Source organism: Ectothiorhodospira shaposhnikovii, from assembly GCF_022227765.1.
Classification (GTDB): domain Bacteria; phylum Pseudomonadota; class Gammaproteobacteria; order Ectothiorhodospirales; family Ectothiorhodospiraceae; genus Ectothiorhodospira.
Genome location: NZ_JAJMLZ010000007.1, coordinates 99,571 through 120,713, shown reverse-complemented (window position 1 = coordinate 120,713; position 21,143 = coordinate 99,571). Strand labels below are relative to the sequence as shown.

Genomic DNA, 21,143 nt, shown 5'->3' with positions numbered 1-21,143 from the left:
GTCCTACATGAAGATCCGGCTCACCTGTTCCATGACGGCCTGATCGGCGTCCCAGTGCAGGGTGGGATCTTCGGGGGTGCAGCCCAGGCGCCTGAGTGATGGGACACTCAGGCGATCTACCTTGGCCAGGCGATGGCCGGTGGACTGATAGCTTTCGATGTTGGCGGCCTGGACGATGTCCACGTAGTCGATGGGGGCGTCGTCGCCGGGGTCCCGTTTCAGGTTGTCGTGCTCGGCCGCCACGTCGATCATCTGCTGATCAAAGTTCCAGGCCTTGAGGATGGCGCGACCCACGCTCATGTGCAGGCTGGCGATGATCATGTCCAGGTACTTTTCGTTTTCCACGATCACGTCGATGTTCTTGGCCTTGTTCAGGATCGGGATGACACCGACATCATGGACCAGGCCGGCCAGCAGGGCCACTTCCTGATCCAGGTGCCGGTACTGCCAGGCCAGCAGGGAACTGAGGATGGCCACTTCCACGCTGTGGTTCCAGAGCGCTTCCATGCGGCTGCGAATGCCCCGATGCCCGGTGTTGAAGACGTCCCGCATGGCCAGGGTCAGTACCACGTTCTTGGTTTTCTCCAGGCCCAGCCGGGTGATGGCAGACTTGATGGTGGTACAGCGGCTCAGTCCCCGGTAGATGGGGCTGTTGGCATAGCGGATCAGTCGTGCCGCCATGGCGGTATCCCGCGCCACCACGGCGGTGATTTCATCGATGGAGCTGTCATCCCGGTTGATGGTGAACAGTGCCTGGATGGAGATGTCCGGCAGGGTGGGAATCTGGATGCCGTTGTTCTGCAGGTCCTGGCGCAGGTCGCTGATGAACTCGTCGACGATTTCTTTGGGGTCGAGACGCTTGTTCACGTGGGGCAGGGACGGGAGAGTGACAAGGGTTTCCAGTATGACATAACTGCGCTCCAGGCGCGTGCGGAGTGATGATGGACGAGGAACAGGATCGCTACTGGATGACACGGGCGCTGGTACTGGCCGACCGGGCCAGCGACGAGGGAGAGGTCCCCGTCGGTGCCGTGCTGGTCAGGGACGGGCAGGTACTGGGGGAGGGCAGGAATCGTCCGATCACCCAGTGCGATCCCACCGCCCATGCGGAGATCCAGGCTCTGCGGGCCGCGGCCGTGGCGACGGGGAATTACCGTCTGCCCGGCACGACGCTCTATGTGACCCTGGAGCCCTGCGTCATGTGTCTGGGGGCGATGGTGCATGCACGGGTGGAGCGGGTGGTGTTCGGCGCCCATGACCCCAAGACGGGGGCGCTCGGTGGTGCCGCCGATGCATTGGGGTTGCCGCTTTACAACCATGACCTGACGGTGACGGGCGGGGTGTTGGCGGATGTCTGCGGTGAGCGTCTCAGGTCTTTCTTTCGCGCTCGCCGCAAGTCCGGGGGTGCGGCTGGTTCAGGACAGTCACAATCCCAGGGGTAATATCTCAAGTGGATCCGGCGGGTGGGGGTTGGACGGGCCCGGGTCCCGTGGCGATATCTGCTCGCGGCCCTGCTCTGGGGTGGTGAACCAGGTGAGGATGTCGTAGAACCCGCGGATGTTCTGCACATACTGGACCGGTTCCCAACCCCTGGCATAGCCGTAGCGGGTATTACGATACCAGTTGGGCTGACTCAGCAGAGGCAGATGCTCCATGACATCGATCCACCGGTCCGGGTCCTTGCCCTGTGAGCGGGTGATGCGCCTGGCGTCATGCAGATGGCCCATGCCGACGTTGTAGGCCGCCAGGGCCATCCAGGTGCGATCCGGCTCCTCGATGCCCATGGGTAGTCGCTCATGCAGATTGGTGAAGTATTCCGCACCGCCGAATACCGATTCCCGTGGGTCGGTCCGATCCTGGACGCCGAGCTGGCCGGCGGTCGCCAGGGTCAGCATCATCAGTCCGCGAACCCCGGTTCTGGAGACGGCGTTGGGGTTCCAGTGGGACTCCTGATAACTGATGGCGGCCAGCAGTCGCCAGTCCATGTCAAACTGCTCCGCGGCCTCCCGAAACAGGGGTTCGTGGCGGGGCAACCGTTCGCGAAGACGGTTCATGAAGGTGAGGATGCCTGGGTAATCCAGCACTTCCATGTGGCCGTAATGCCGTTCCAGCAACTGTGCCAGCCGGCCATCGGCGGCGTATTCCTCGAAGAAGCGTTCCGCGGCCTGGACCAGGGTCTGATCCTTGTGCCGGGGGAAGGCCCAGGCCAGGAAGTGGGGCTCGGACAGGTCCATGGCCGCTCTCAGTTCCGGATAGAATCGGCGCAGGGAAGCCAACTCGATGGAATCTGCGACGGCCAGCGCCCTGTCGCCTTCCCGGACCTGTCTGAGCAGTTCCGCCGGCGTGATGTCCGTCAGCTCCTCCCACTGGAGGTCGGGATACTGTTGTTTGAGCGCCTGCAGGGTTTCCACATGACTGCTGCCGGCAATGACCGCCAGTGTATGCTGTTGCAGCGCCTCCGGTGACTCGGGAGCAGGTTCACCATTGCGATGGACGACTTGTTCCGTGACCTGATGGTAGGCAGGACCGAACCTGACCTTGCTAAGACGGGCGCGCGTCACCGTGATGCCGGCTGCCGCCATGTCCACCCGGCCGCTGGCCACCATGGGCAGGATCTCATCGAATCGCTCCGGGGTGACCAGTCTGAGACGGACGCCCAGACTGTCGGCAAAGGCGGTGGCCAGGTCATATTCCAGTCCATCGGGACCTTCGGGACCCGGTCGGTAGGTGGTGGTGCTGATGCGGGTGGCCACCACCAGCTCGCCGTGCGCGAGCACCCGCTCCAGTTCCGTCATCGGCCGTATGAAGGCAAACAGCAGAACCAGCGTCAGCAGCAGCACAAAGGCAAGCGCTTCCAGGCGCTGGTTGAGCGTCCAACGGGGGCGGCGACGTTTCAAGGGCTTAAAAAAAATTTTGTAATCGGCTATGATAACCCACTTTACCGTCGGGCCGCACCGGGATGTGGTCGTGCCCTGTCGGTAGCTTTTCGACCGTATTGGAGAGGTGCCGGAGTGGTCGAACGGGGCGGTCTCGAAAACCGTTGTACACGCGAGTGTACCGAGGGTTCGAATCCCTCCCTCTCCGCCATATTCCAAAGGGAAACAATCACTTAGAGTCAGATTCCCAATCTGTCCATCAAAGTGACCAACAACCCTGAAATGCTTGTGGCCGGTGCTTCCGGCCCAGCAGGAAACGCCCCGGCGGCTTCGGCTTCCGGGGCGTTTTACTTTGCTCGCTTGCTCCGTGCTTTTCGGTTTCTACTAGCGGCTGGGCGCCTGGATGGCCCCTGGGGCGGAAAAACGAGAAGCTCGCAAAAAGTATTATGGCGACATATTTAATTGATTCGCCTATGTTTCTCAGTTGCACGCTGGCTATATGACCGAATAATTGGGGTAAACTGTACAAAAACGGGTGACTCGTTTTGTCCAGCGCGATACCATGCTCCCGCTATCTAGAACAACGCGCGGGGTGAATTGTGGCGACGAAACAGAAACAGATGGGACCGGAAGAGGTTGTCCGGCAGAACGTTGTGGCGGAGTTAAAGCGGCTTGGATGGAAGGAGGCCCGTCTTCAGTGGTCACCGGAATGGCGAGTGCCGGACACGCCCCACGATTTGACGAAAAGGGAGAGAGGGCAATCATTTAAGGCGTGCGGTCGGGCGGACCTTGTGGCCTTCGCCGATGATTCTGGGCAACCGCACGCCTTGCAAGTCATCTTCGAGTTCAAAGAACCCACCATTGACCAGGGCCGCGACCAGCTCATGCGCTATCTGGCGAGTGAGCCAGTGGTGCGAATGGGATATTGGACTAATGGTACGGCCAGCCTGGCCGTCTACAAGTCGCACACCAACGACTGGATTGAGGTCAAGGACGCACCTCTTCCCCATCCGGGGGATGATCTTACCGCGCCGCCAGAACACCCGCCTACCTGGGAAGACCTTCGTGAACCCACGGAGGCGCAGCTCTCCACCGCGTTGAAAAGACTCGTCGCAACTGTGGTCTCCGGTGATTCGCGCTCGGTCCGCCGTGAAGACCAGCTGCGCGAACTCTTGCACGTCCTACTCGTGAAGGTCGAAAGCGACAACGTTGCAAGCGTCAAGAGCAACCGTGAGAAGGCGGTCAGCTTCCGGATATACGGCGACCAAGCCACGATGGTGAAGCTGACGGCGAAGGCTATCCAGGATCAGTTCAAGGACTACTTCAACAAACAACGCACTCGCGTATTTCATCGGGATGACGTGGACCATATCCGGCTAAACGATGAAACAGTCTTTGCCGTAGTCGATACGCTGGCACCTTGGCGCATCCTGGGCGACAAGGTAGACCTACTTGCCAAAGCGTTTCAGATTTTTAGAACTCAGGCGATGAAGTCTGGCGAGGGCCAATTTCTCACACCTCAGCGAATCATCCGGCCATGTGTCATGGCCATGGACATTACTTCAGAAGACAAGGTCATTGATCCGGCGTGCGGTAGTGGTGGCTTCCTGGTCGAAGCACTCAGGCAGGTGCAAGAACGAGAGTTTCAAAACGGCGACGCATGGCGAATGGTCAAGTTCGCAAATGATGGGTTATATGGCGTCGATATGGACCCGATAGGGGTGAAGCTCACCAAAGCAATGATGATTGCAATGCAAGACGGGTCAACTCACACGCTAATCGGGGACGCTGTGAGGCGGCATCTATGGAGGAGCCAGTTTCCTCAGATTCAACAGGAGCTTGGTTCCCCCAGCAACGAGGGAGAAATCGCAGAGCAGTTTACCGTAGTGCTCACGAATCCACCTTTTGGGGAGGACTTAAAGGTAAGCGCCGCGGATGCGAGGGCGGCCGGCTATACCATAACCAAGTCCGCCGCCTCAGCTTCGAGGGCCAAAAAGAAAGAGCATGTTGATTTGGAGATTGGCCTGATTTATTTGGAGTTAGCTCATAGGCTCCTTCAAGTTGGAGGCCGCGTTGGTATCGTTCTTCCAGAAACTTACTTCTTTTCGCACAAATACCGCTGGTTGCCTGATTGGCTCGAAGGCCGCTTTGTTCTTCGCGGAATGATGAACATTGCAATGGAAGCATTCGAGGAATTCTGTCGAGCTAAGACCAACTTCTACATCTTTGAAAAGGTTGGTTACGGCACAGAGCACGAAAACAACGAATCGGAAGAGGGGCAATAGAATGGCGCTTCATAAGCCTTGGTGGTTCTCAGAAGAAAGCGTGATGGTGAGCACTGCGCCTACTTGCGGGCTTACGAAAGGGGGGCGACTGCTTCCCTTGGTTGACAGGACAACAGGTAACCGTGTTCAAGTTAAGGATCCGGAAACGGAAGAACTGGTTGACGCTGTAAACGACCGGCTGTTGGATGACATGGAAGCCCTCGTCGATGGTAGGACTACCGATACATTAAGGTTCATCCCGCGCGATTCGGTTTCCATGCGGAACGCTGTCCCGATCTATTACGACCGGCGCTTCGATGAAGCCTTTCATGAAGCAATGGAAACGGAACGATTCGCAGGTTTCACATCCGCTACGATTGGGGAACTTCTCGAAGGCGGTGTGATTGAAATACAGAACGGGCACGGCTCCCCTTCTGCGGATCAACGAGTTGGAGACGTACCCTATATCAAGGTTTCGGACCTTCGTGCCGGGCTAGTGAATATCAACCCGACGAACCGTGTGCCTTACCAGGTTGCGCAGAAGTTTTGGAAAGGTGGAAAGCCTGATCTTCGTGCATTCGACCTCCTTTGTCCGGAACGCACAAGTAAAAATATTGGTGATTTCTGCGTTCTCATGCCGGGGCAGGAGCAAGTCCTGTTAACTAAAGAAATTATCGTCATGCGGCCAGGGAAGAAGGCGAATTTCGATGCGTTTTACTTGCTATGGGCTATGACTCTTAAGGTCGTTCGTGACCAGTGGCGCCGCGTTATCTTCATGCAGACAAACCGAGAGGACGTGGGGAAGCGGTATCTGGAGATCTCCGTCCCAGTGCCGACCTCCAAGGAAGTTGGGGAGTCGGTGTCCGCGGAGTTTCGGGACTACTTCACGACTGTTGCAAGAGCCCGCGAAAGGCTCGCCGCCTATTTGAGTGAGGCAGGGGACCACCACTTTTTCGTGTCGGGGACGGAGCCGCCTGACGAGGAAGAGGAAGGCGTCGCAAAAGCCCCAGCAGACGAGTAAAGCTTAAAGGTTGGGCCGGCCCCGTTAAGGGAACCGGCCCTGGTGGCAGTGGCCCGCCGCCGGCGTGAGGGTTTGCCGACACCACCGCCGGGGTTATCGTCGCGTGTTCTAGTGGTGGCGTCCACGGTCCAGCAGGACGAAAAAAAGCCCGCCACCGGACAGCAGCCGGGGCGGGCAAGGTGAGGGGGTCGAAGCAACCAAACTCTCCCCCTATCGGGTGGCGGCAACCGGGAGGAAACCAGCGGGGGGCACTACTCCCCCGCAGGGGGCGGGACCGGCTGCCGCCTGGTTCTATCCCGCCACCGCCGCCATGCAACGGTCGGTCTGTGCGGCCGCCTTCCTGGCCGCCGTCTCGGTGTCTTGGATGGCATCCAGCAGGCGCAACCGGGCCGCCATCGGGTCTTCGTGGATCAGGGCCGCCAAGGCCTGCAATTCGTGGTCGCTGGCGTTGATGATCCGGGCTTGCAGCCTGGCCAACACTTCGGCGCCGGTCAGGTTGCGCGGCGGTGGCGTGTAGCCCCGGCGCCAGGCGCCCAGCAGGTCCGCCATGTTTTCGTCCCGGTCTTCGGCGGCAATGTTCATCACCAGCCGCAAAGGCTCCCGTTCAGTCATCGTTCGTGCCCTCCAGTTGTTCCAGCTCCGGCAGGCTGCCGAAGGTCTCCAAGTCTTGGTCGTCCGGGTAGCCGCCAAGCTCCCCCAGGTCCGCCAGCGGGTGGCCGTCCGGGCCGGTCTTTGGCTTCGCCATAGCTTTGGCCGCGGACTCCATGGCCACCCGGATTTCATCGGTCAGCACCAGGAAGGCCTCGCGCTGGTCCATACCGGCCACCATCGGGGCCAGCCGGTACGGCACCCGCAGCATGGCCTCCCGCTGGATGGCGGCCGCGTGTGCCGCTGCCTGCATGGCGGCGCGTTTCGGTACCAGGTCCCCGCGTTCCCGCTCCAGCTCCAGGGCGCCGCGCTGGCGGCGTATGCGCATCAGCTCTGCCCGCTCCCGGGCCAGGCTGGCGCGGGCTTCGGCCTCCGCTTCGGCTGTCTCGCTGGCACCGCTTCCGGGGCGGGCAGTGAGCCAGCCCACCACGTCTGCCAGATCGAACGAATACCGGCGGCCGTTGCCGCCGTGTCCCTCCACGGGGCATCCGCGTTGCTGCCAGTTCGTGACGGTGTTCACCGACACGTCCAAGGCTGCCGCCAGGTCGGTCTTGCTCAGCTTCAGCCCCATCAGATAACCCCCTTGGAACAACAACCTACAGCCATTTTTTGAGGTCCATATTTTTTAGCTAAATCGCGCCTCAACGCCCCGCAGGGCTCATCCCTGGCCCCAGGGTCCCCCGCCCCCCGTCCGGGCCGCGCTCCGTTGCCAGGCGAAAGGCATCATCGGCGGCACGTTCGCGGAACGCGGCACGGTCTGCCGCCCGGCGCTGGTACGTTCTGGCCGCCAGGTTCGCCAGGGCCTGGCCCTGGTCGGCTCCCGTGGCAATGGGTGCGCTTGGCTCTGTCGCGCCCACAGAAGCTCCGTGTGCCATTTCCTGGCGGGCCCGGTATGTCCGGGCGGCTAAGGCATCGAAACCGCCACCGGCATTGCTGGTGGAAGGCGTGGCGGGGGTGCCGGTGGTGGTCTGCGCTTGCGGTCGCTGTCTCGGGGTTCGGGGCAACATGCCTGCCCAGTTTGTTGGCGTGTTCATGGTCTGGTCCTCCAAGTGGTGACGGTGGGGCAGCCGGGGCCACCCCTGCCGTGGGTCAGGCTTCCGCAGCCTCGGGCCATTCAACCGCGAGGATCGCTTCCGGGCTTGCGTCGGGTCGGCGGGTGATCTCCACCCCGGCGGCCTCGGCTTCCTCGATCAGGCGTTCTTCCTCCGCTTCCAGCTCCCGCACGCGGGCGTCCAGTTCGGCCAGGCGGCCGGGGCGGTCAGCCATCGGGATGGCGTCAGCATCAGCGGGCAGCGCGTCTAGGATCGCGGCCTTCACCTGGTCACTGAATAGCGCGGCCAGCACCGGGCCCAGGTCGGCGGACCGCTGTTCACCGGCTCGCACCGGGACGCGGAAGGGGTGGCCAGGGCCACGGCCAGGTGCGGCGAACTCCCCGGCCACCAGGTCAAGGCGGGCCCGCTTCGCTTCAGCGTCCAGCCAGGCCTGGATCCGGTCGGCAGCTTCTGCCTTGGTCAGCGGTGCAACGGCCAAGGCGTCACGCTCCCGGCGGGTCTCGGTGATTTGCTGGCGCACGTCTTGGACCGCCTGGCGTGCCTTCTCGGCAGCGTTGGTGAACATGCCCTGCAGGGCTCCGGGTTTCTTCTTCGTGGTCATCGTAGGGGCCTCCGTTACGTGGTCGCGTGCTTTTCGGGTTCACCGGGACGGGTCCACCCAAGCTCATGGCGGGCGAACTCTTCCAGGCGGGACGCCAAGGCCCGGGCTTCGCGGTATTCGGCGCGGCTTTGCTCCCAGGTCTGGTCCAGGCGCTCGAACTCGCGGGCTGCCCGGTCGATGTCAGATTCCAGGCGCTCGGCTTCGGCCTGGTTGAACTCTCCGGCCTCGGCATCGGTACCCATCGCGGCGCCGCGCTGGTCCAGCCACGCGGCCCGGCGTTCCAGTTCGCGCAGGCGCTGCAGGGCTTGCTCGCGCTGCTCGGTCAGTGCCTGGTGCGCGTGGTGCAGCCGGTCCGCTTTGCCTACCAGGCGCAGCAGCTTGTCTTCGTCGAACGCGGGGCGCTCGGGGTTGGTGCGGGGTGTGCGGGTGGTGGCTTTCTGCATCGCCTCCGCGCTCACCCGGAACTGGTCGGGGATTCGCAATTTCATGGGGTCGCCTCCGTCTGGCTGGTGGTGTGCTCAGGGGTAGTACAGCGCCCGGGCGTGGAAGTGAAAACGGGGGGTTGATTTCCACGGCCCACCATGGCGGCCAGAGCCTTGGCGCTGCCTGGCAGTTCCAGCCCGGCCGCGTGGGCGGCGCGTGCCGCGTAGAACAGCGCCCGCCGTTGTCCGCTGGCATGGCCTGGTGGTTCAGGCCTGGACTGCCAGCGCGGCCACTGCCGCCCCTGGAAGTCCCGCACCGCGTCAGCCAAGCCCCGGGCGCGCGCCCATGGGGTGGCGCCTTCAGTGGCAAACAATGCAGCCGCCAGGAACGCGTCCCGCCGTTCCCGGGCCAAGGTCCGGTGCGGTGATTCCTCACCCGGTGCCAGCGCCAACCCCAGCGCAGCCGCCGGTTCGGATCCGGCCTCGATGGCCCGCAGGGATTCCGCCAGCCAAGCGGCCAAGTCATCGGGGAGGGCTTGCCCAGACTCCAGGCGCTCCCGCACGGCCACCACCCGCCGCAGGGCCGCGACGGCGCCCTGGTCGTTGTCGTGGTGGTTCGTGGGGGCGGCCCGGGTCACGGTTCAGCCCTTCCGCGTGGCCTTGCCCTGGCCTGCCAGGAACAGCAGGTCGGCCGCCAGCGCCTCCAGATCGGCGCAGGCGTCGTAGCAGCCCACCAGGTCGGCGCGGCCTGGCATGGCGTGCAGGCGGCCGTCCCCGTCCTGGACCACCACCACTCGGCCAGCGGACCGGGCCGTGGCTCGAATGGCGCGGGCGCGGCGCCTGGCCTCGCTGGGCGTCATTGCGCTGGCCCTCCGTCTCCCGGCTCCGCCAGCATTGCCCGCAGCTCGGCCAGGTGGCGGCGCGCGGTCTCGGGGTCCGCAGGCCGTGACTGTTCCACCGGGTGCGAGTGTCGCCAGGGCCGGCGGCGGTCCCTTGCCGGCGGTGCCTGGTCGGGATTGTGACGGGCGCCGGGCCCGCACTGTTCGGTCAGGTAGTCGGTGCTCATTGGGTGGCCTCCGTGGTGGTGGGTGAATCGGTGCCGGGGGCGGTGGCTTGCGCCTCGAACACTAGGCGCACCACGGCCAGGACCGCTTCGCCATTGAAGGCGCCCCGGTTTGCGGCTTCGGCAGCCTCCCGCAGGGCTTGCAGTCGGGCAGGCTTTCGGGCGGCGTGCGCGCCAGCCATGAAGGCGGCGAACAGCAAGCGACGGGTGGCGGGGTGCTCGAACTCGGCAAGCATGGCGGCACGCTCCACCGGGTCCCGCTGGTCCCAGGCGGTGTCCTCCATGGTGGCCAGCCAGGTCTCGAACGCTTCAACGGGCACGGCCAGGGCCTCGGGGTCTACGTGGTGCTTACTCATGGCCCGGCCCTCCCTGGTCGCTTTCCACGGCGTCCGCGAGAATGCCGGCGTGGGTGCCCCGTCCCCAGCGGTGGGCGGTGGTGTTCGGGTCCGTGGTGCGCTTGCTGGCGTGGTTGACCTGGCCCGCGTTGCCGCTGGCGTCTCGGTTGCCGTTGCGTGCCGGCGGGGTGGCGTCGTCCAGGATGCCCGCGCGGGTCTGGCCATAGTCCTTGGCGGTCAGGCCCTGGTAGCTGTTCGGCTGCCCTGAAAGCCCGGCCGGTTTCGGCAGTGCCCATTCCTGGCGGTATCCCTCCTTGACCGGCCCGAAGAAGGTTGCAAGCTGTTGGACGGTTTCGGTCCCCACCTTCCCGGTGCCCTCGCAGTAGCGCCGGTACTCCAGCACCTTGGCGTGCGCCTGTTCCTCGGTGATCCGCCCCTCCTGGATTCGGGCTCGCCAGGCACGGAAGGCGGCGGGCTTCGGGTCGCCACCAGCACGGCGTGGCCGGGCTTCCCACAGGCGCTCGAAGGCCTCCGGGTAATCGCCACCCTTGGACGGCTTCGGGCGTGAGCCCGAAGGGGCCCCCGTCAGGGGTGCGCCCAGCAGGTCCTGGTCCGGTCCGCCGGCGGTCGATTCATCGGCCAGGGGGGTATGGGGGGTGTTCCCTTCATGTTCCTTTCTGTTCCCTTCGTTCCCTTCGGGGGTGCTGGGCCACCCCTTTTTCGGGTCGTTTTCACCCCTTTTCGGGGTCAAAATCACCCCTTTTTCGGTCCGATTCCACCCCTTTTTCTCGGGTGGAAAGGGGTTGTGGGCCACCCCTTTTAAGGGGTTGCCGGGTGCCCCTTTGGCTTCGCCTTCGGCGGGTACGCGAACGGTCAGCCGGTAGCGGGTCAGGTTGCCCGCGCCACGGCCGGGCGTGCTGATCACAAAGCCCTTTTTCTCCAGGCTCCGCAGAACCTGGCGAACGTTGCCCCGGTCGGTGTCCAGCAAGTCCGCCAGCGTCTCCCGACTTGGCCACCCCTGGTCCTTCCCACGCGCGTAGGCATACAGGATGCCCAGCACCTGAAGTTCGCGGCGGCTCAGTTCTGGGGCGCGCAATACGTCCAGCGGAACCACGGCGAAGGCGGGCACGTAGCGTTCTTGTTCGTCAGCCATGGCGTGCCCTCCATGCTGTCAACGGGAAGGCGGCCGCCCATGCGTCGGCATCGGCCACGGTCACCAGTACCGCGCCCTGGACAACCTGGTGGCGGGGGCCTTTCCCGGCCAGTAGTGCCTGGCCCATGACTGCCAGGGGCACGCCATGGCGGCGGGCCACTTGGTCCAGGGTCAGCGGGCCGGTGGTGCGGTTGGTCTTGCTGTCTCCCGTGCGCTGCCCGGCGCTGCCCCTCACAGCAGCGTTCCGGGCGCGCATTACTCCACCCCTTCCGCAACGGGGCGGTCTTCGCCAAGGCGGGCGGCCTCCCAGGCCTCTACTTCAGCCTTGCGCCAGCGGCTGCAATTCGCGCCCAGTCGTACAGGCTTGGGGAACTTCCCGGCGCCAGACCAGCGCCAGATCGTGACGCGGCTCACCGCGAAGCGGCGGGCCAGGTCCACATCGGTCAAATATGCTTGTTCGGTCATGGTTGCCTCCATCGTTGGAGCCACCAGTGCGGCGGCGATGGGGGCAGACTACGGTGGGGCTACCGGACAAAAGCCGTGTTTGTCCGGCGGGGGTTATGCGCTTTTTCTGGCTCGGGCTATCGCTTTTTCAAAGCCCGAAAAGGACAGGGAACATTGCTTGCCGTTGCGGTCGTCAACGGCCACAAGCTCGGTCCCGTCACGGTAGATAATCCAGGGGCCGAAGGTCGGGTCATCCCCGGCTTCCTCAGCATCCGGGAAGGTGTCCCAGTGCTCGCGAACCGGGACGCCCGGGTGGGCCTCCAGCAGCTCCCGTGCAAGTTCTGCCCATGGCTTGCTGGCTTTCCGCTTGCCCTTGCTGGCGCTCCCGCGTCGGGCCTGGCCCAGTCGGTCCCCCCTGAACTGTTCCAGACGCCGCTCCAACTGCCTGGCGGTGGTGTCCAGGTAGGCGGCGGTACCGGCCGGCAGGGCTTCACCGATGGCGGCCATGGCCTCCAGGTACAGCAGCGCGGCCAGCAATCTGCCGACCCGGTCCTGGGCGTCATCGGCAGGGCGCCAGGCGGGCACGGCCACCGGCTGGCCGTTGTCATCGGCGGCCACGGTCGGACGGGCGCGAGCCACTGTCGGGCGGGGTCCGTGGGCGTCCTCCACGGTAGTGACAGCGAAGGCCGCGGCCACCTGGTCCCGCGTCACTCCGGCAGCCTCCAACGGGCCGGCCAGGCGCTCCACGGCCAGGGCCAGTGCATCGGCCAGGGTGGCCGGGCTGGCGCCTTGCCGGGCTTCGGATGCCACGGCGTGGACCGCGTGCAAGGCCCGCAGGGTCTGGTCGGTGTTCATGCCTGGCCCTCCGCTGTCTTGCCCTTCAGGGGCACCACGCCACCGGCCGGGGCACCGTCCCGCAGGAACGCGGCCCACTCGGTCATCAGCCGGGACCGCTTCGCCAGCAGATCGCCGCGACGGTAGGCCCGTTCCACGGCGCTGGGGATGGTGTGCGCCAGCGCCATTTCGGCCACTTCGTGGGGGTAGGCGGTGGTCTCTGATACCCAGTCGCGGAACGTGGACCGGAACCCGTGGGGGGTGGCGTCCACTTCCATGCGGCGCATCAGCGCAGACAGCGCCATGTCGGATAGCTGCCCGCCCTTGGTTGCCGGGAAGACGTAGGGCGTCCCCTCGAAGCGGGGCAGGGCCTCCAGCAGCGCCACGGCATCATCCGGCAGCGGGACCACGTGCTCCCGGCTGGCCTTCATCCGCTCCGCCGGAACGGTCCAGGTCTTGGCCTGCAGGTCGATTTCGTCCCAGGTGGCGCCCCGGACTTCACCGGACCGGGCGGCGGTCAGGACCAGGAACTCCAACGCCCGGGCGGCCAGGGCCTGGCGTTTGCGCAGGGCCTCCATGAAGGCGGGCATGTCCTGCCAGGGCACGGCGCGGTGGTGCTGAACTTTCTTCAGCTTGGCCGGGGCTGGCAGGATGGCGTCCAGGTTCCCGCGCCAGCGCGCGGGGTTCTCGCCTTCGCGGAAGCCGGAAACCGTGGCGTAGTCCAGCACCTTCTCCACGCGGCCGCGTACTCGGCTGGCGGTCTCCGTTTTGGTGTGCCAGATCGGCTCCAGCACCTGGAGCACGTGGGCAAGCTCCACCCGGTCCACGGCCATTTTGCCCAGGACCGGGGACGCGTAGGTGTCCAGGGTGGCCCGCCACTGTTTGGCGTGCTTCGCGTTGCGAAACTCGGAAGCCTTGCCCTTCAGGTAGCGGTCTGCCGCCTGGTCGAAGGTCAAGGCCTTGGCGTTCGCTGCCCGCAGGGCCTCGCGTTTCTCATTGCGTTCTGCAATGGGGTCTGTACCATTACGGGCCTGGTGTCGCATTTCGGCGGCTTGCTCCCTGGCTTCAGCCAGGCCGATTTCGGGATAAGGGCCAAGGCCCACGTCCCGACGCTTGCCGCCAATGGTGGCGCGCAGTACCCAGTACTTCGCCCCGGTGTCTGAAATGCGCAGCAGCAGTCCAGCGACTCCACCCACGGCGTGCAGGCCTGGTTTGGATAATCGCCGGACAGCAAGCGCGGAAAGTTCTTTGGCTACTTTCGGCATGTCACTGTCTCCGCCATGATGGGCCGTCCACCCATCCGTCCAACAAAAAAGCTGAAATTGGACGTTACACTGTGAGACGTGGTGACGCAACGGAAAGCCGGGAAATGCCCGCGCTACAAGGGTTTAAGGCACGGGAGGTTACGGTCTGCATCACGAAAATGGCAGACTCCCTCTCCGCCAATCAATCAGACAGTCCCATCACCCGGCAAGGTTTTCGTGTATCACGACCTTGCCGGGTTTTTTTTGGTCGTCTTGCCGGCTGGCGCATCATGCCTATCCCCCCGCCCATCAGTCGGTTCTGAATCGGTGTCGCCATGCACTACAATCCTTGATGAGTACTTCAGATCCTGCAAAGGAACCCTATGACCCCGAAAAAAGCTCCCTTGTCTGACTCAGCCCCGGATACCACGACCAGGACGGACGATGATATCGACGATGTGGGCATGGTGGAGGCCATTGACGATGGCGAGGTGAAGGCGGGTGGGCGGACGCCCCGGGATGAAGAACCTGAAATGCCCGTGGAGGCCGAGGATCAGGAAATGATCCGTAGCGATTTCTGCGGTCATGTGGTGGGTATCGGTGCGTCGGCCGGTGGACTGGAGGCCTTGGAACAGCTCTTTGATGCCATGCCTTCAGGCTCGGGGGCCGCTTTCGTGGTGGTCCAGCATCTGTCTCCCGACCACAAGAGCCTGATGGCCAACTTGCTGGCACGCCATACCAGTATGCCGGTGGTGACCGTGCGCGACGCCATGGAGATCGAGGCGGAAACCATCTACCTGATCCCACCGGGCAACCTGATGACCATTTCCGAGGGCCAGCTACGGCTGAGTCCGAAGAACCCCAAGGCGCTCTCCCTGCCCATTGACCTGTTCTTCTCTTCCCTGGCGCGGGAGTTTCGGGATCGCTGCATCGGTGTGATCCTGTCCGGTACGGGGTCGGATGGCACTCGGGGATCGGTGGCCATCAATGACGCCGGTGGTCTGCTGCTGGCCCAGGATCCGGAGAGTGCCAAGTTCGACGGCATGCCCCGCAGTGTCATCGCCACCGGCCTGGTGGATGAGATTCTGCCGGCGGAGACCCTGGGGCGACGGATCAAGGACCATATTCTGCAAAAACCGGAAACCCGGGTGGGGCCGCCGCCAAGGACCGCCTCGGACCTGGATATCGGCTCGGCCCTGGAGGGCATCTTTCACTTGCTGCACAACCACGGCGGGGTGAACTTCCGTGACTACAAGCCGGCCACGGTACTCAGACGCATCGAACGCCGCATGCAGGTGCGTCATGTGCCGGATTTCGAGCATTACCTGGAACTGCTGGAGAATGATGCCGGCGAGGTGTCGGTGCTGCGCCGTGAGATCCTCATTCCGGTAACGAATTTCTTTCGCGATCTGGAAGCCTTCGACACCCTGGCTTCCAAGGCGGTGGAGCAGATTGTCCAGCAGGCTTCCGGATCCCATCCCATCCGGGTCTGGGTGGCGGGCATGTCCACCGGGGAAGAGGCCTATTCCATTGCCATCCTGTTTGCCGAGGCTTTTGATCGCGCAAGGCGCTGGCCGGACATCAAGATTTTTGCCACGGACGTGGAGCAGAAGAATGTGGATGCCGCCAGCGCCGGCACCTTTTCCGAGGCCATCATGGCCGAGGTATCGCCCGAGCGGCTGGAGCGCTTCTTCATCAAGCGGGGCAGCCATTTCGTGGTCAAGCCGGACCTGCGCCAGACCCTGGTCTTTGCGCGTCACAACCTGCTGGAAGACCCGCCGTTCACGCGCATGGACATGGTGACCTGCCGCAATGTCCTGATCTATTTCGTGCCCGGTGCCCAGGAACGGGCCCTGCGTCGGCTCCAGTATGCCCTGGCGCCGGGCGGCTATCTCTTTTTGGGCAGCAGCGAGTCCCTGGCCGGACTGAGTTCGGACTTCACCCCGGTGAGCAGCAAGCACAAGCTGTTTCAGATGCTGCGCAGTACCAGCTTGCCGTTGGATTCGCACTCCAGTTCCGCGCTCCTGGGGTCACGCAGTCCTGCGTCGACTCGAGGGCGGCGCCTGGGTGCGCAGCCGGGGCGTAGTCTGGATGCCTCTGCCATTGATGCAGCCCAGCAGCAGCTGCTGCGCGATCATGCACCGCCCAGCATCCTGCTGTCCGAGACCATGGAGTTGGTCCATATCTTCGGTTTGGCTCAGCGCTATCTGCACTTTCCCTCCGGCAGTATTTCGTTGGAGATATCCAAGTTGTTGCCAAGCGGTATCGTGCCGGTGGCGCAGGCGTTGTTGCGGCGCGCTGCCAAGAGTCGTGAGCCGGTCCGCTCCGAGGCCAGTACCTTCAGGCTACCTGACGGGTCATCGCAGCGATTGTGCATCTCAGCCCTGCCGCTGGTGGGCGATGATCGCAGTGCTGTGTTCATGCTGTTGTCCTTTGAGCCCCTGGATACCGGCAATACCAACCTGTCGGATGGCGCCCCGCCACTGGATGTGAATGCGGAGGCGATGGAGCGCCTCCAGTCATTGGAACAGGAGCTGGCGGCGACCCGGGAAAGCCTCCAGGCCACCATCGAGGAACTGGAGGCATCCAATGAGGAGCTCCAGGCCACCAACGAAGAAATGATGGCCGCCAACGAGGAGTTGCAAAGCTCCAACGAGGAGTTGCAGTCCGTCAACGAGGAGCTCTATACGGTCAACGCGGAAAACCAGGAAAAGATCCAGATCCTAAACCGGCTCAATGCCGACCTGGACGGCATGGCCAAGGCGGCATCCATCGCCACCCTGTTTTTGGATGAGTCGATGCGCATCACCCGGTTCACGCCGGAGGCCACGCAGATCTTCAAGATCCGGGATGGGGATGTGGGGCGTCCCATCGATGATTTCACCCATTCCCTGGATTACCCGGATCTCATGCATGATCTGCGTCACAGCCTGCGTGAAGGCCGGATGCAGGAGCATGAGGTCAGTTCGGAGTCCGGACGCCACTATCTGCTACGCATCCTGCCCTATACCCTGCAGGGGGCTTCCACCCGGGGCGCGGTGATCACCCTGGTGGATATCACCTCCATCCGGGATGTGGCCCTTTTGCAGGCGGTACTGGACTCCCTTGATCACCACGTGGCCGTGATCGACAACGACGGCGTCATCCTGATGGTGAACAAGGCCTGGCACACCTTTGCGGAAAGGAACGGCGACCGGACGCTCAATGGCTCGGGGGTAGGCGTCAACTATCTGGATGCCTGCAAGATGGAAGATACGGACAATCCCGATGCACCCTATGCACTCAAGGCATTGCAGGGTTTGCAGAGGGTACTCAAGGGGGATCTGGACGGCTTCAGCTTTGAGTACCCTTGCCACTCGGCGGACACGCGGCGCTGGTTCCTGATGCATGCCGGCAAGTTGCATCATCCGGATGGCGGGGCCATTGTCAGTCACTTGGAGATTACCGACTGGATCCTCGGCCAGGCGCAGGCGCCCGCCGAAACGCAGGCGTCGTAGCCGGAGAGGGCGCGGTCAGTGTAGCCGGTTGCCCTGACCCGGGATCTGCTCCCGCCATTGTGTGATCAAATCCTCGGCGGGCAGAGGCATGCCGAACAGGTAGCCCTGCCCCGACAGGCACCCCTCCCTGAGCAGGAAGCTGACCTGACGTGCCTCTTCGATGCCTTCCGCCACGGTTTCCAGCCCCAGGCTCTTGCCCAGGCCGATGATGGCCCGGACGATGGTTTCGTCATTGGTATCCCGTCCCACGTCACGAACAAAGGACTGGTCGATCTTGATCCGGTCCAGGGGCAGACGCTTGAGATAGGAAAGGCATGAATAACCGATGCCGAAGTCATCGACCGCCAGCTTCACCCCGAGCGACTTGAGTTCCTGCAATGCGCTCAAGGTCTTTTCGGGGGCGCGCATGATCAGGGATTCCGTGACTTCCAGTTCCAGGCACTGGGCGGGGAGGTCAAAGTCTCTCAAGGCCTCGCGCACCTGGATCACCAGGTTTTCCCGCTCCAGTTGCTGCACCGAGAGGTTGACGGCCACCTGCGGGATATGCAGGCCATCCCGGCGCCATTGATGCATTTGCCGGCAGGCCTCCCTGAGGACCCAGTTGCCGATTTCTCCGATGATGCCGATATCTTCCGCCAGCGGGATGAAGTCCGCGGGAGAGGTCATGCCCAGGCCGGGATGAAGCCACCGTACCAAGGCCTCGACTCCTTGAAGATGCCGAGTATTCAGATCGATCTGCGGCTGATAATGCAGGATCAACTCGTTGTGGGAGCAGGCCCCTCTCAGGGCGGCTTCCAGTTTCAGCTTTTCCAGTACACCGGCCGAGAGATTGGGGGCAAAGAAGTGATAGTCGTTGCGTCCATCGCTCTTGGCCTGATACATGGCCAGGTCGGCGTGCTTGAGCAGGGTGTCCGCATCCCGCCCGTCTTCCGGATAGATCGCAACGCCGATACTGGCGGTGACCACCACCTCATGCTCATCCAGCCTGACCGGGACCGACAGCACGGTGAGTATTTTTTGGCACAGGGTCTGGATGTTGCTCATGGTGGCATCGTTTTCCAGCAGCAACACGAATTCATCGCCGCCCAGGCGCGCCAGTGTGTCCGAGGCCCGAACGTTGTCTGCCATGCGCTTGGCGACGGTCTGCAGCAGAAGATCCCCCTGGTTGTGTCCCAGGGTGTCATTGATGGTCTTGAACCGATCCAGATCGATGAACAGCAAGGCCAGGGTATTGCCCTGCCGTTTTGCCCTGCGCAGGCTGTGGTTGAGGCGATCCTTGAACAGGGCCCGATTGGCCAGGCCGGTGAGAGGGTCGAAATGGGCCATCAGCTCCAGTTGTCTCTGGGCCTCCTTGACCTGACCGATATCGCTGAATACACCGACATAGTGGGAGATCTCTCCCTGGTCATCCCTGACCACGCTGATGGTCAGCCATTCGGGGTAGAGGGTGCCGTCCTTGCGCTTGTTCCAGATTTCGCCGCGCCAGTTGCCGGAGTCATGCAATTGCTGCATGAGGGCTTCGTAGAAGCTTTCGTCGTGTCGGCCCGATCTGAGCAATTTCGGTGTCTGGCCGAGAGCTTCCTGCTCCGAATAACCGGTGATTTCGGTAAAGGCGGGGTTGACCGCCACGATGCGCCGTTGCACATCCGTGACCATGATGCCTTCCGCCGCCGCTTGAAATACCCGATCCGCCAGGCGCAGGCGTTCCTCGGTACGGATTCTATCGGTAATGTCATGCACGACGGCATGGAGCAGGTCCTTGCCCTTGATCTGAATCATCCCGGTATAGATCTCGACCTGTCGCAGTTCCCCATTGGCCAGCCGGTGGGTGTCCCTGATATGTTCCTGTCGTTCACGAGACAGGTGATCCAGCTGAATTCTTGTTTCCGCGGGAGGGTGTATCGTGAGATCCGAAAAATGTCGTTGTGCCAGTACGGCCCGTTCCCAGCCGTAGAACTGGCAGGCACCGGGGTTGGCATCCACGATACTGCCGTCTTCAGGGTCGATCAGCAGCATCACCGAGTGACTGTTTTCGAACAGGCTGCGATAGCGGGATTCGCTTTCCTGCAAGGCGGTTTCGGTGGCCCGTCGCTTCTGTTCCAGTGCCAGGTGCTGGAGGGCATAGGAAAAATCCTCCGTGATGTCCTGTACCAGGCGGTCGATCTGCGGGGTGAAGCTCTCCGCCGTATCCGACATGAAGCTGGCCATGCCCACCAGGCGGTATTCCCGCATGAGCGGGTAATGTCCGAAGGTGTGGATGCCGTTGCGCCTTGCCCAGGCCTGCCACAGGAGCGGGGCATCCGGGTCGTCACGGTGGGCATAGACGTACGGTTGGTGGTTGATGGCGCGCCAGGCCTCCATCAGCGGCATGGAGCGGCATTGTTGCGGTGTCAAGCCGTTGAACGACTTGGTTACCGGGTCCGCCCCGGGTTCCGGGCACAGGCTGATGACACAGGCGTTGAAGCGGCCGTAGTCCACGGCGATACGGGTCAGGTTGTCCAGCAGCAACTGTTCATCCTCGATGCGCACGATGGCCTGATTGACCGCGCTCAGGGTGGCGTAGAGCATGCTGATCTGGGCCACCTGCATTTCTGCCCGCTTGCGCTCGGTAATGTCCCGGTTGACGCCTCTTCGACCCTGGTATTGACCCTCCTTGCTGATGACGGGCTGACATTCGTGCTCGATCCAGCGGATGTCGCCGCTGGCATGACGGATGCGTAATTCCATGCTGCAGGCGGGTTCTTGTGCCTTGGCGTGCTTGATCATTTCCTGATGGGCAATCCAGCGGGAGAGATCGGCGGGGAGCAGGATCTGATCCATCATGCGGGGGTTGTCCATGAAGGCTTCGGGCGGATGGCCGCTGATCTCAAGACACCCCGGAGACACATATCGGTACTGGCCGTCCGCTCCCAGCCAGTAATCCCACACCGGAGAGTAGTCGGCCAGAACCTTGTAGCGGGCTTCACTTTCCCTCAGTTCATCATGCGCCAGGGAGATTTCCATCTCGTGGCGGATATGTTCCGTCAGGTCCACCACGGCGCAGACGAACTCATGGGCGTTGCCGTCCCGGCCGGGGAGTCGGGCAAGGTGGAGTTCGGCCATGAAGGCATCCCCCTCGGGCCGGATGAAGCTGATATGTTCGACGATATGCTGGCCCTTTTCTTCAGTCTTAAGCAGGGCCTGATGGAGACGGCTTTCTTCCTCCCTGGGGATCAGCCGACGCAGGAAATAGCGACGCAGTTGACTGGTTTGTAAACCCAACAGTCGGTGTGCCTGGTCGTTGGAGTCCAGGATCAGGCCATGACGATCCACCACGATCGCGGCGATGGGAATGCCTGCAAAGAAGGCGGTATAGCGTTCCAGTGCCCGTTGGGTGGTGAGCTGTGCCTCCCTGAGTTCGGTATTCTGGATCTCTAGTTCCGCCTGATAGATCCGCAGTTTCTGGGTGATCTCGGCGAGGTTGGTTTCCCCTTTTTCCAGCATCTGTTGCGCCAGATCGAACTCACCCCGGCGCAGCGCCTCCTGGGCCTGTTCTCGGATGTGTCTGGCGTGTTCCGAAGTGCGTTCGTCTTTGGACATCGGCTGGCTGGGCTATCAGGGTTGTGAGCTGCATCACAGGATGGACCGTGGCATCATAACTCACCGCTGACCGGCTTTCCTTCATAATCAGTCCAGATGCCTGGTCCGCC

At 63.0% G+C, this 21,143-nt stretch carries 20 protein-coding genes and 1 tRNA gene; 5 read left to right on the top strand and 16 right to left on the bottom strand.

The features are described from left to right. Nucleotides 1–3: 3 nt before the first annotated feature. The gene (locus LQD11_RS11020) at nt 4–867 is read right to left on the bottom strand and encodes an HDOD domain-containing protein (RefSeq protein ID WP_238617587.1); all 864 of its coding nucleotides are present in this window, start codon (nt 865–867) and stop codon (nt 4–6) included. Nucleotides 868–941: 74 nt separating this feature from the next. Between LQD11_RS11020 and tadA the strand changes: the two genes are divergently transcribed. Next, nucleotides 942–1,442 (top strand): tRNA adenosine(34) deaminase TadA, encoded by a 501-nt coding sequence (gene tadA, locus LQD11_RS11015; protein ID WP_238617586.1) that lies wholly within the window; start codon nt 942–944, stop codon nt 1,440–1,442. Here tadA and mltF read toward each other — a convergent pair. Continuing rightward, nucleotides 1,425–2,897 carry a membrane-bound lytic murein transglycosylase MltF gene (gene mltF / locus LQD11_RS11010; RefSeq protein WP_238617585.1) on the bottom strand — a complete coding sequence of 491 codons (1,473 nt, stop codon included), beginning with the start codon at nt 2,895–2,897 and terminating at the stop codon, nt 1,425–1,427. The two genes, tadA and mltF, sit on opposite strands and share 18 nt — an antisense overlap. A gap of 100 nt (nt 2,898–2,997) precedes the next feature. Between mltF and LQD11_RS11005 the strand changes: the two genes are divergently transcribed. The 3 genes from LQD11_RS11005 (at nt 2,998) to LQD11_RS10995 (ending at nt 6,161) form a co-directional block, all read left to right on the top strand. Further along, nucleotides 2,998–3,087 (top strand) — tRNA-Ser (locus LQD11_RS11005). A 388-nt stretch (nt 3,088–3,475) separates the two neighbouring features. Beyond that, nucleotides 3,476–5,161 (top strand): type I restriction-modification system subunit M, encoded by a 1,686-nt coding sequence (locus tag LQD11_RS15710; RefSeq protein ID WP_238617584.1) that lies wholly within the window; start codon nt 3,476–3,478, stop codon nt 5,159–5,161. Nucleotide 5,162: 1 nt separating this feature from the next. Then, nucleotides 5,163–6,161, top strand: a complete 999-nt coding sequence (locus tag LQD11_RS10995) for a hypothetical protein (RefSeq protein ID WP_238617583.1) — start codon at nt 5,163–5,165, stop codon at nt 6,159–6,161. A gap of 291 nt (nt 6,162–6,452) precedes the next feature. Here LQD11_RS10995 and LQD11_RS10990 read toward each other — a convergent pair whose 3' ends face one another. The 13 genes from LQD11_RS10990 to LQD11_RS10930 all read right to left on the bottom strand — a co-directional run bounded on the left by LQD11_RS10990 (nt 6,453) and on the right by LQD11_RS10930 (nt 13,978). Beyond that, nucleotides 6,453–6,773, bottom strand: coding sequence for a hypothetical protein (locus LQD11_RS10990; RefSeq protein WP_238617582.1), 321 nt, complete (start codon nt 6,771–6,773; stop codon nt 6,453–6,455). Beyond that, nucleotides 6,766–7,404 (bottom strand): terminase small subunit, encoded by a 639-nt coding sequence (locus LQD11_RS10985; protein WP_238617581.1) that lies wholly within the window; start codon nt 7,402–7,404, stop codon nt 6,766–6,768. Before LQD11_RS10985 ends, LQD11_RS10990 begins: the two co-directional genes overlap by 8 nt. A 46-nt stretch (nt 7,405–7,450) precedes the next feature. Beyond that, nucleotides 7,451–7,843, bottom strand: a complete 393-nt coding sequence (locus LQD11_RS10980) for a hypothetical protein (protein ID WP_238617580.1) — start codon at nt 7,841–7,843, stop codon at nt 7,451–7,453. Nucleotides 7,844–7,898: 55 nt separating this feature from the next. Further along, nucleotides 7,899–8,462 (bottom strand): hypothetical protein, encoded by a 564-nt coding sequence (locus tag LQD11_RS10975; RefSeq protein WP_238617579.1) that lies wholly within the window; start codon nt 8,460–8,462, stop codon nt 7,899–7,901. Nucleotides 8,463–8,476: 14 nt separating this feature from the next. Next, nucleotides 8,477–8,950 (bottom strand): AAA family ATPase, encoded by a 474-nt coding sequence (locus LQD11_RS10970; RefSeq protein WP_238617578.1) that lies wholly within the window; start codon nt 8,948–8,950, stop codon nt 8,477–8,479. Then, nucleotides 8,947–9,522: a hypothetical protein gene (locus tag LQD11_RS10965; protein WP_238617577.1), complete on the bottom strand. Its 576-nt coding sequence runs from the start codon at nt 9,520–9,522 to the stop codon at nt 8,947–8,949. The genes LQD11_RS10970 and LQD11_RS10965 overlap by 4 nt, the downstream gene beginning before the upstream one ends. Nucleotides 9,523–9,525: 3 nt before the next feature. Beyond that, on the bottom strand, nt 9,526–9,744 hold the full coding sequence (locus LQD11_RS10960) for a hypothetical protein (protein ID WP_238617576.1): 219 nt from the start codon (nt 9,742–9,744) through the stop codon (nt 9,526–9,528). 202 nt (nt 9,745–9,946) lie between these two features. Next, on the bottom strand, nt 9,947–10,303 hold the full coding sequence (locus tag LQD11_RS10955; protein ID WP_238617575.1) for a hypothetical protein: 357 nt from the start codon (nt 10,301–10,303) through the stop codon (nt 9,947–9,949). Continuing rightward, nucleotides 10,296–11,435: a helix-turn-helix domain-containing protein gene (locus LQD11_RS10950; RefSeq protein WP_238617574.1), complete on the bottom strand. Its 1,140-nt coding sequence runs from the start codon at nt 11,433–11,435 to the stop codon at nt 10,296–10,298. The genes LQD11_RS10955 and LQD11_RS10950 overlap by 8 nt, the downstream gene beginning before the upstream one ends. Beyond that, nucleotides 11,428–11,670: a hypothetical protein gene (locus LQD11_RS10945; protein WP_238617573.1), complete on the bottom strand. Its 243-nt coding sequence runs from the start codon at nt 11,668–11,670 to the stop codon at nt 11,428–11,430. The genes LQD11_RS10950 and LQD11_RS10945 overlap by 8 nt, the downstream gene beginning before the upstream one ends. A 20-nt stretch (nt 11,671–11,690) precedes the next feature. Continuing rightward, the gene (locus tag LQD11_RS10940; protein WP_238617572.1) at nt 11,691–11,900 is read right to left on the bottom strand and encodes a helix-turn-helix transcriptional regulator; all 210 of its coding nucleotides are present in this window, start codon (nt 11,898–11,900) and stop codon (nt 11,691–11,693) included. Nucleotides 11,901–11,993: 93 nt separating this feature from the next. Next, the gene (locus tag LQD11_RS10935) at nt 11,994–12,734 is read right to left on the bottom strand and encodes a hypothetical protein (protein ID WP_238617571.1); all 741 of its coding nucleotides are present in this window, start codon (nt 12,732–12,734) and stop codon (nt 11,994–11,996) included. Further along, complete coding sequence (locus LQD11_RS10930; protein WP_238617570.1) at nt 12,731–13,978, bottom strand: tyrosine-type recombinase/integrase; 1,248 nt, start codon at nt 13,976–13,978, stop codon at nt 12,731–12,733. Before LQD11_RS10930 ends, LQD11_RS10935 begins: the two co-directional genes overlap by 4 nt. 539 nt (nt 13,979–14,517) lie before the next feature. On the opposite strand from LQD11_RS10930, the gene LQD11_RS10925 reads away from it, so the two are divergent. Next, a complete protein-coding gene (locus tag LQD11_RS10925) occupies nt 14,518–17,454 on the top strand; it encodes a chemotaxis protein CheB (protein WP_420828266.1) in 2,937 nt (978 codons plus the stop codon). A gap of 15 nt (nt 17,455–17,469) precedes the next feature. Here LQD11_RS10925 and LQD11_RS10920 read toward each other — a convergent pair whose 3' ends face one another. Next, the gene (locus LQD11_RS10920; RefSeq protein WP_238617568.1) at nt 17,470–21,033 is read right to left on the bottom strand and encodes a bifunctional diguanylate cyclase/phosphodiesterase; all 3,564 of its coding nucleotides are present in this window, start codon (nt 21,031–21,033) and stop codon (nt 17,470–17,472) included. Between the last annotated feature and the right edge of the window lie 110 nt (nt 21,034–21,143).

Bases quoted from the DNA above. Each gene is read 5' to 3' on its own strand.
- LQD11_RS10920 (WP_238617568.1), bottom strand. From the start codon at position 21,033: ATGTCCAAAGACGAACGCACTTCGGAACACGCCAGACACATCCGAGAA.
- LQD11_RS10935 (WP_238617571.1), bottom strand. From the start codon at position 12,734: ATGAACACCGACCAGACCCTGCGGGCCTTGCACGCGGTCCACGCCGTG.
- tadA (WP_238617586.1), top strand. From the start codon at position 942: ATGGACGAGGAACAGGATCGCTACTGGATGACACGGGCGCTGGTACTG.
- LQD11_RS10990 (WP_238617582.1), bottom strand. From the start codon at position 6,773: ATGACTGAACGGGAGCCTTTGCGGCTGGTGATGAACATTGCCGCCGAA.
- LQD11_RS10980 (WP_238617580.1), bottom strand. From the start codon at position 7,843: ATGAACACGCCAACAAACTGGGCAGGCATGTTGCCCCGAACCCCGAGA.
- LQD11_RS10955 (WP_238617575.1), bottom strand. From the start codon at position 10,303: ATGAGTAAGCACCACGTAGACCCCGAGGCCCTGGCCGTGCCCGTTGAA.
- LQD11_RS10975 (WP_238617579.1), bottom strand. From the start codon at position 8,462: ATGACCACGAAGAAGAAACCCGGAGCCCTGCAGGGCATGTTCACCAAC.
- LQD11_RS10960 (WP_238617576.1), bottom strand. From the start codon at position 9,744: ATGACGCCCAGCGAGGCCAGGCGCCGCGCCCGCGCCATTCGAGCCACG.
- LQD11_RS10940 (WP_238617572.1), bottom strand. From the start codon at position 11,900: ATGACCGAACAAGCATATTTGACCGATGTGGACCTGGCCCGCCGCTTC.
- LQD11_RS10950 (WP_238617574.1), bottom strand. From the start codon at position 11,435: ATGGCTGACGAACAAGAACGCTACGTGCCCGCCTTCGCCGTGGTTCCG.
- LQD11_RS10930 (WP_238617570.1), bottom strand. From the start codon at position 13,978: ATGCCGAAAGTAGCCAAAGAACTTTCCGCGCTTGCTGTCCGGCGATTA.
- LQD11_RS10925 (WP_420828266.1), top strand. From the start codon at position 14,518: ATGATCCGTAGCGATTTCTGCGGTCATGTGGTGGGTATCGGTGCGTCG.
- LQD11_RS10995 (WP_238617583.1), top strand. From the start codon at position 5,163: ATGGCGCTTCATAAGCCTTGGTGGTTCTCAGAAGAAAGCGTGATGGTG.
- LQD11_RS10970 (WP_238617578.1), bottom strand. From the start codon at position 8,950: ATGAAATTGCGAATCCCCGACCAGTTCCGGGTGAGCGCGGAGGCGATG.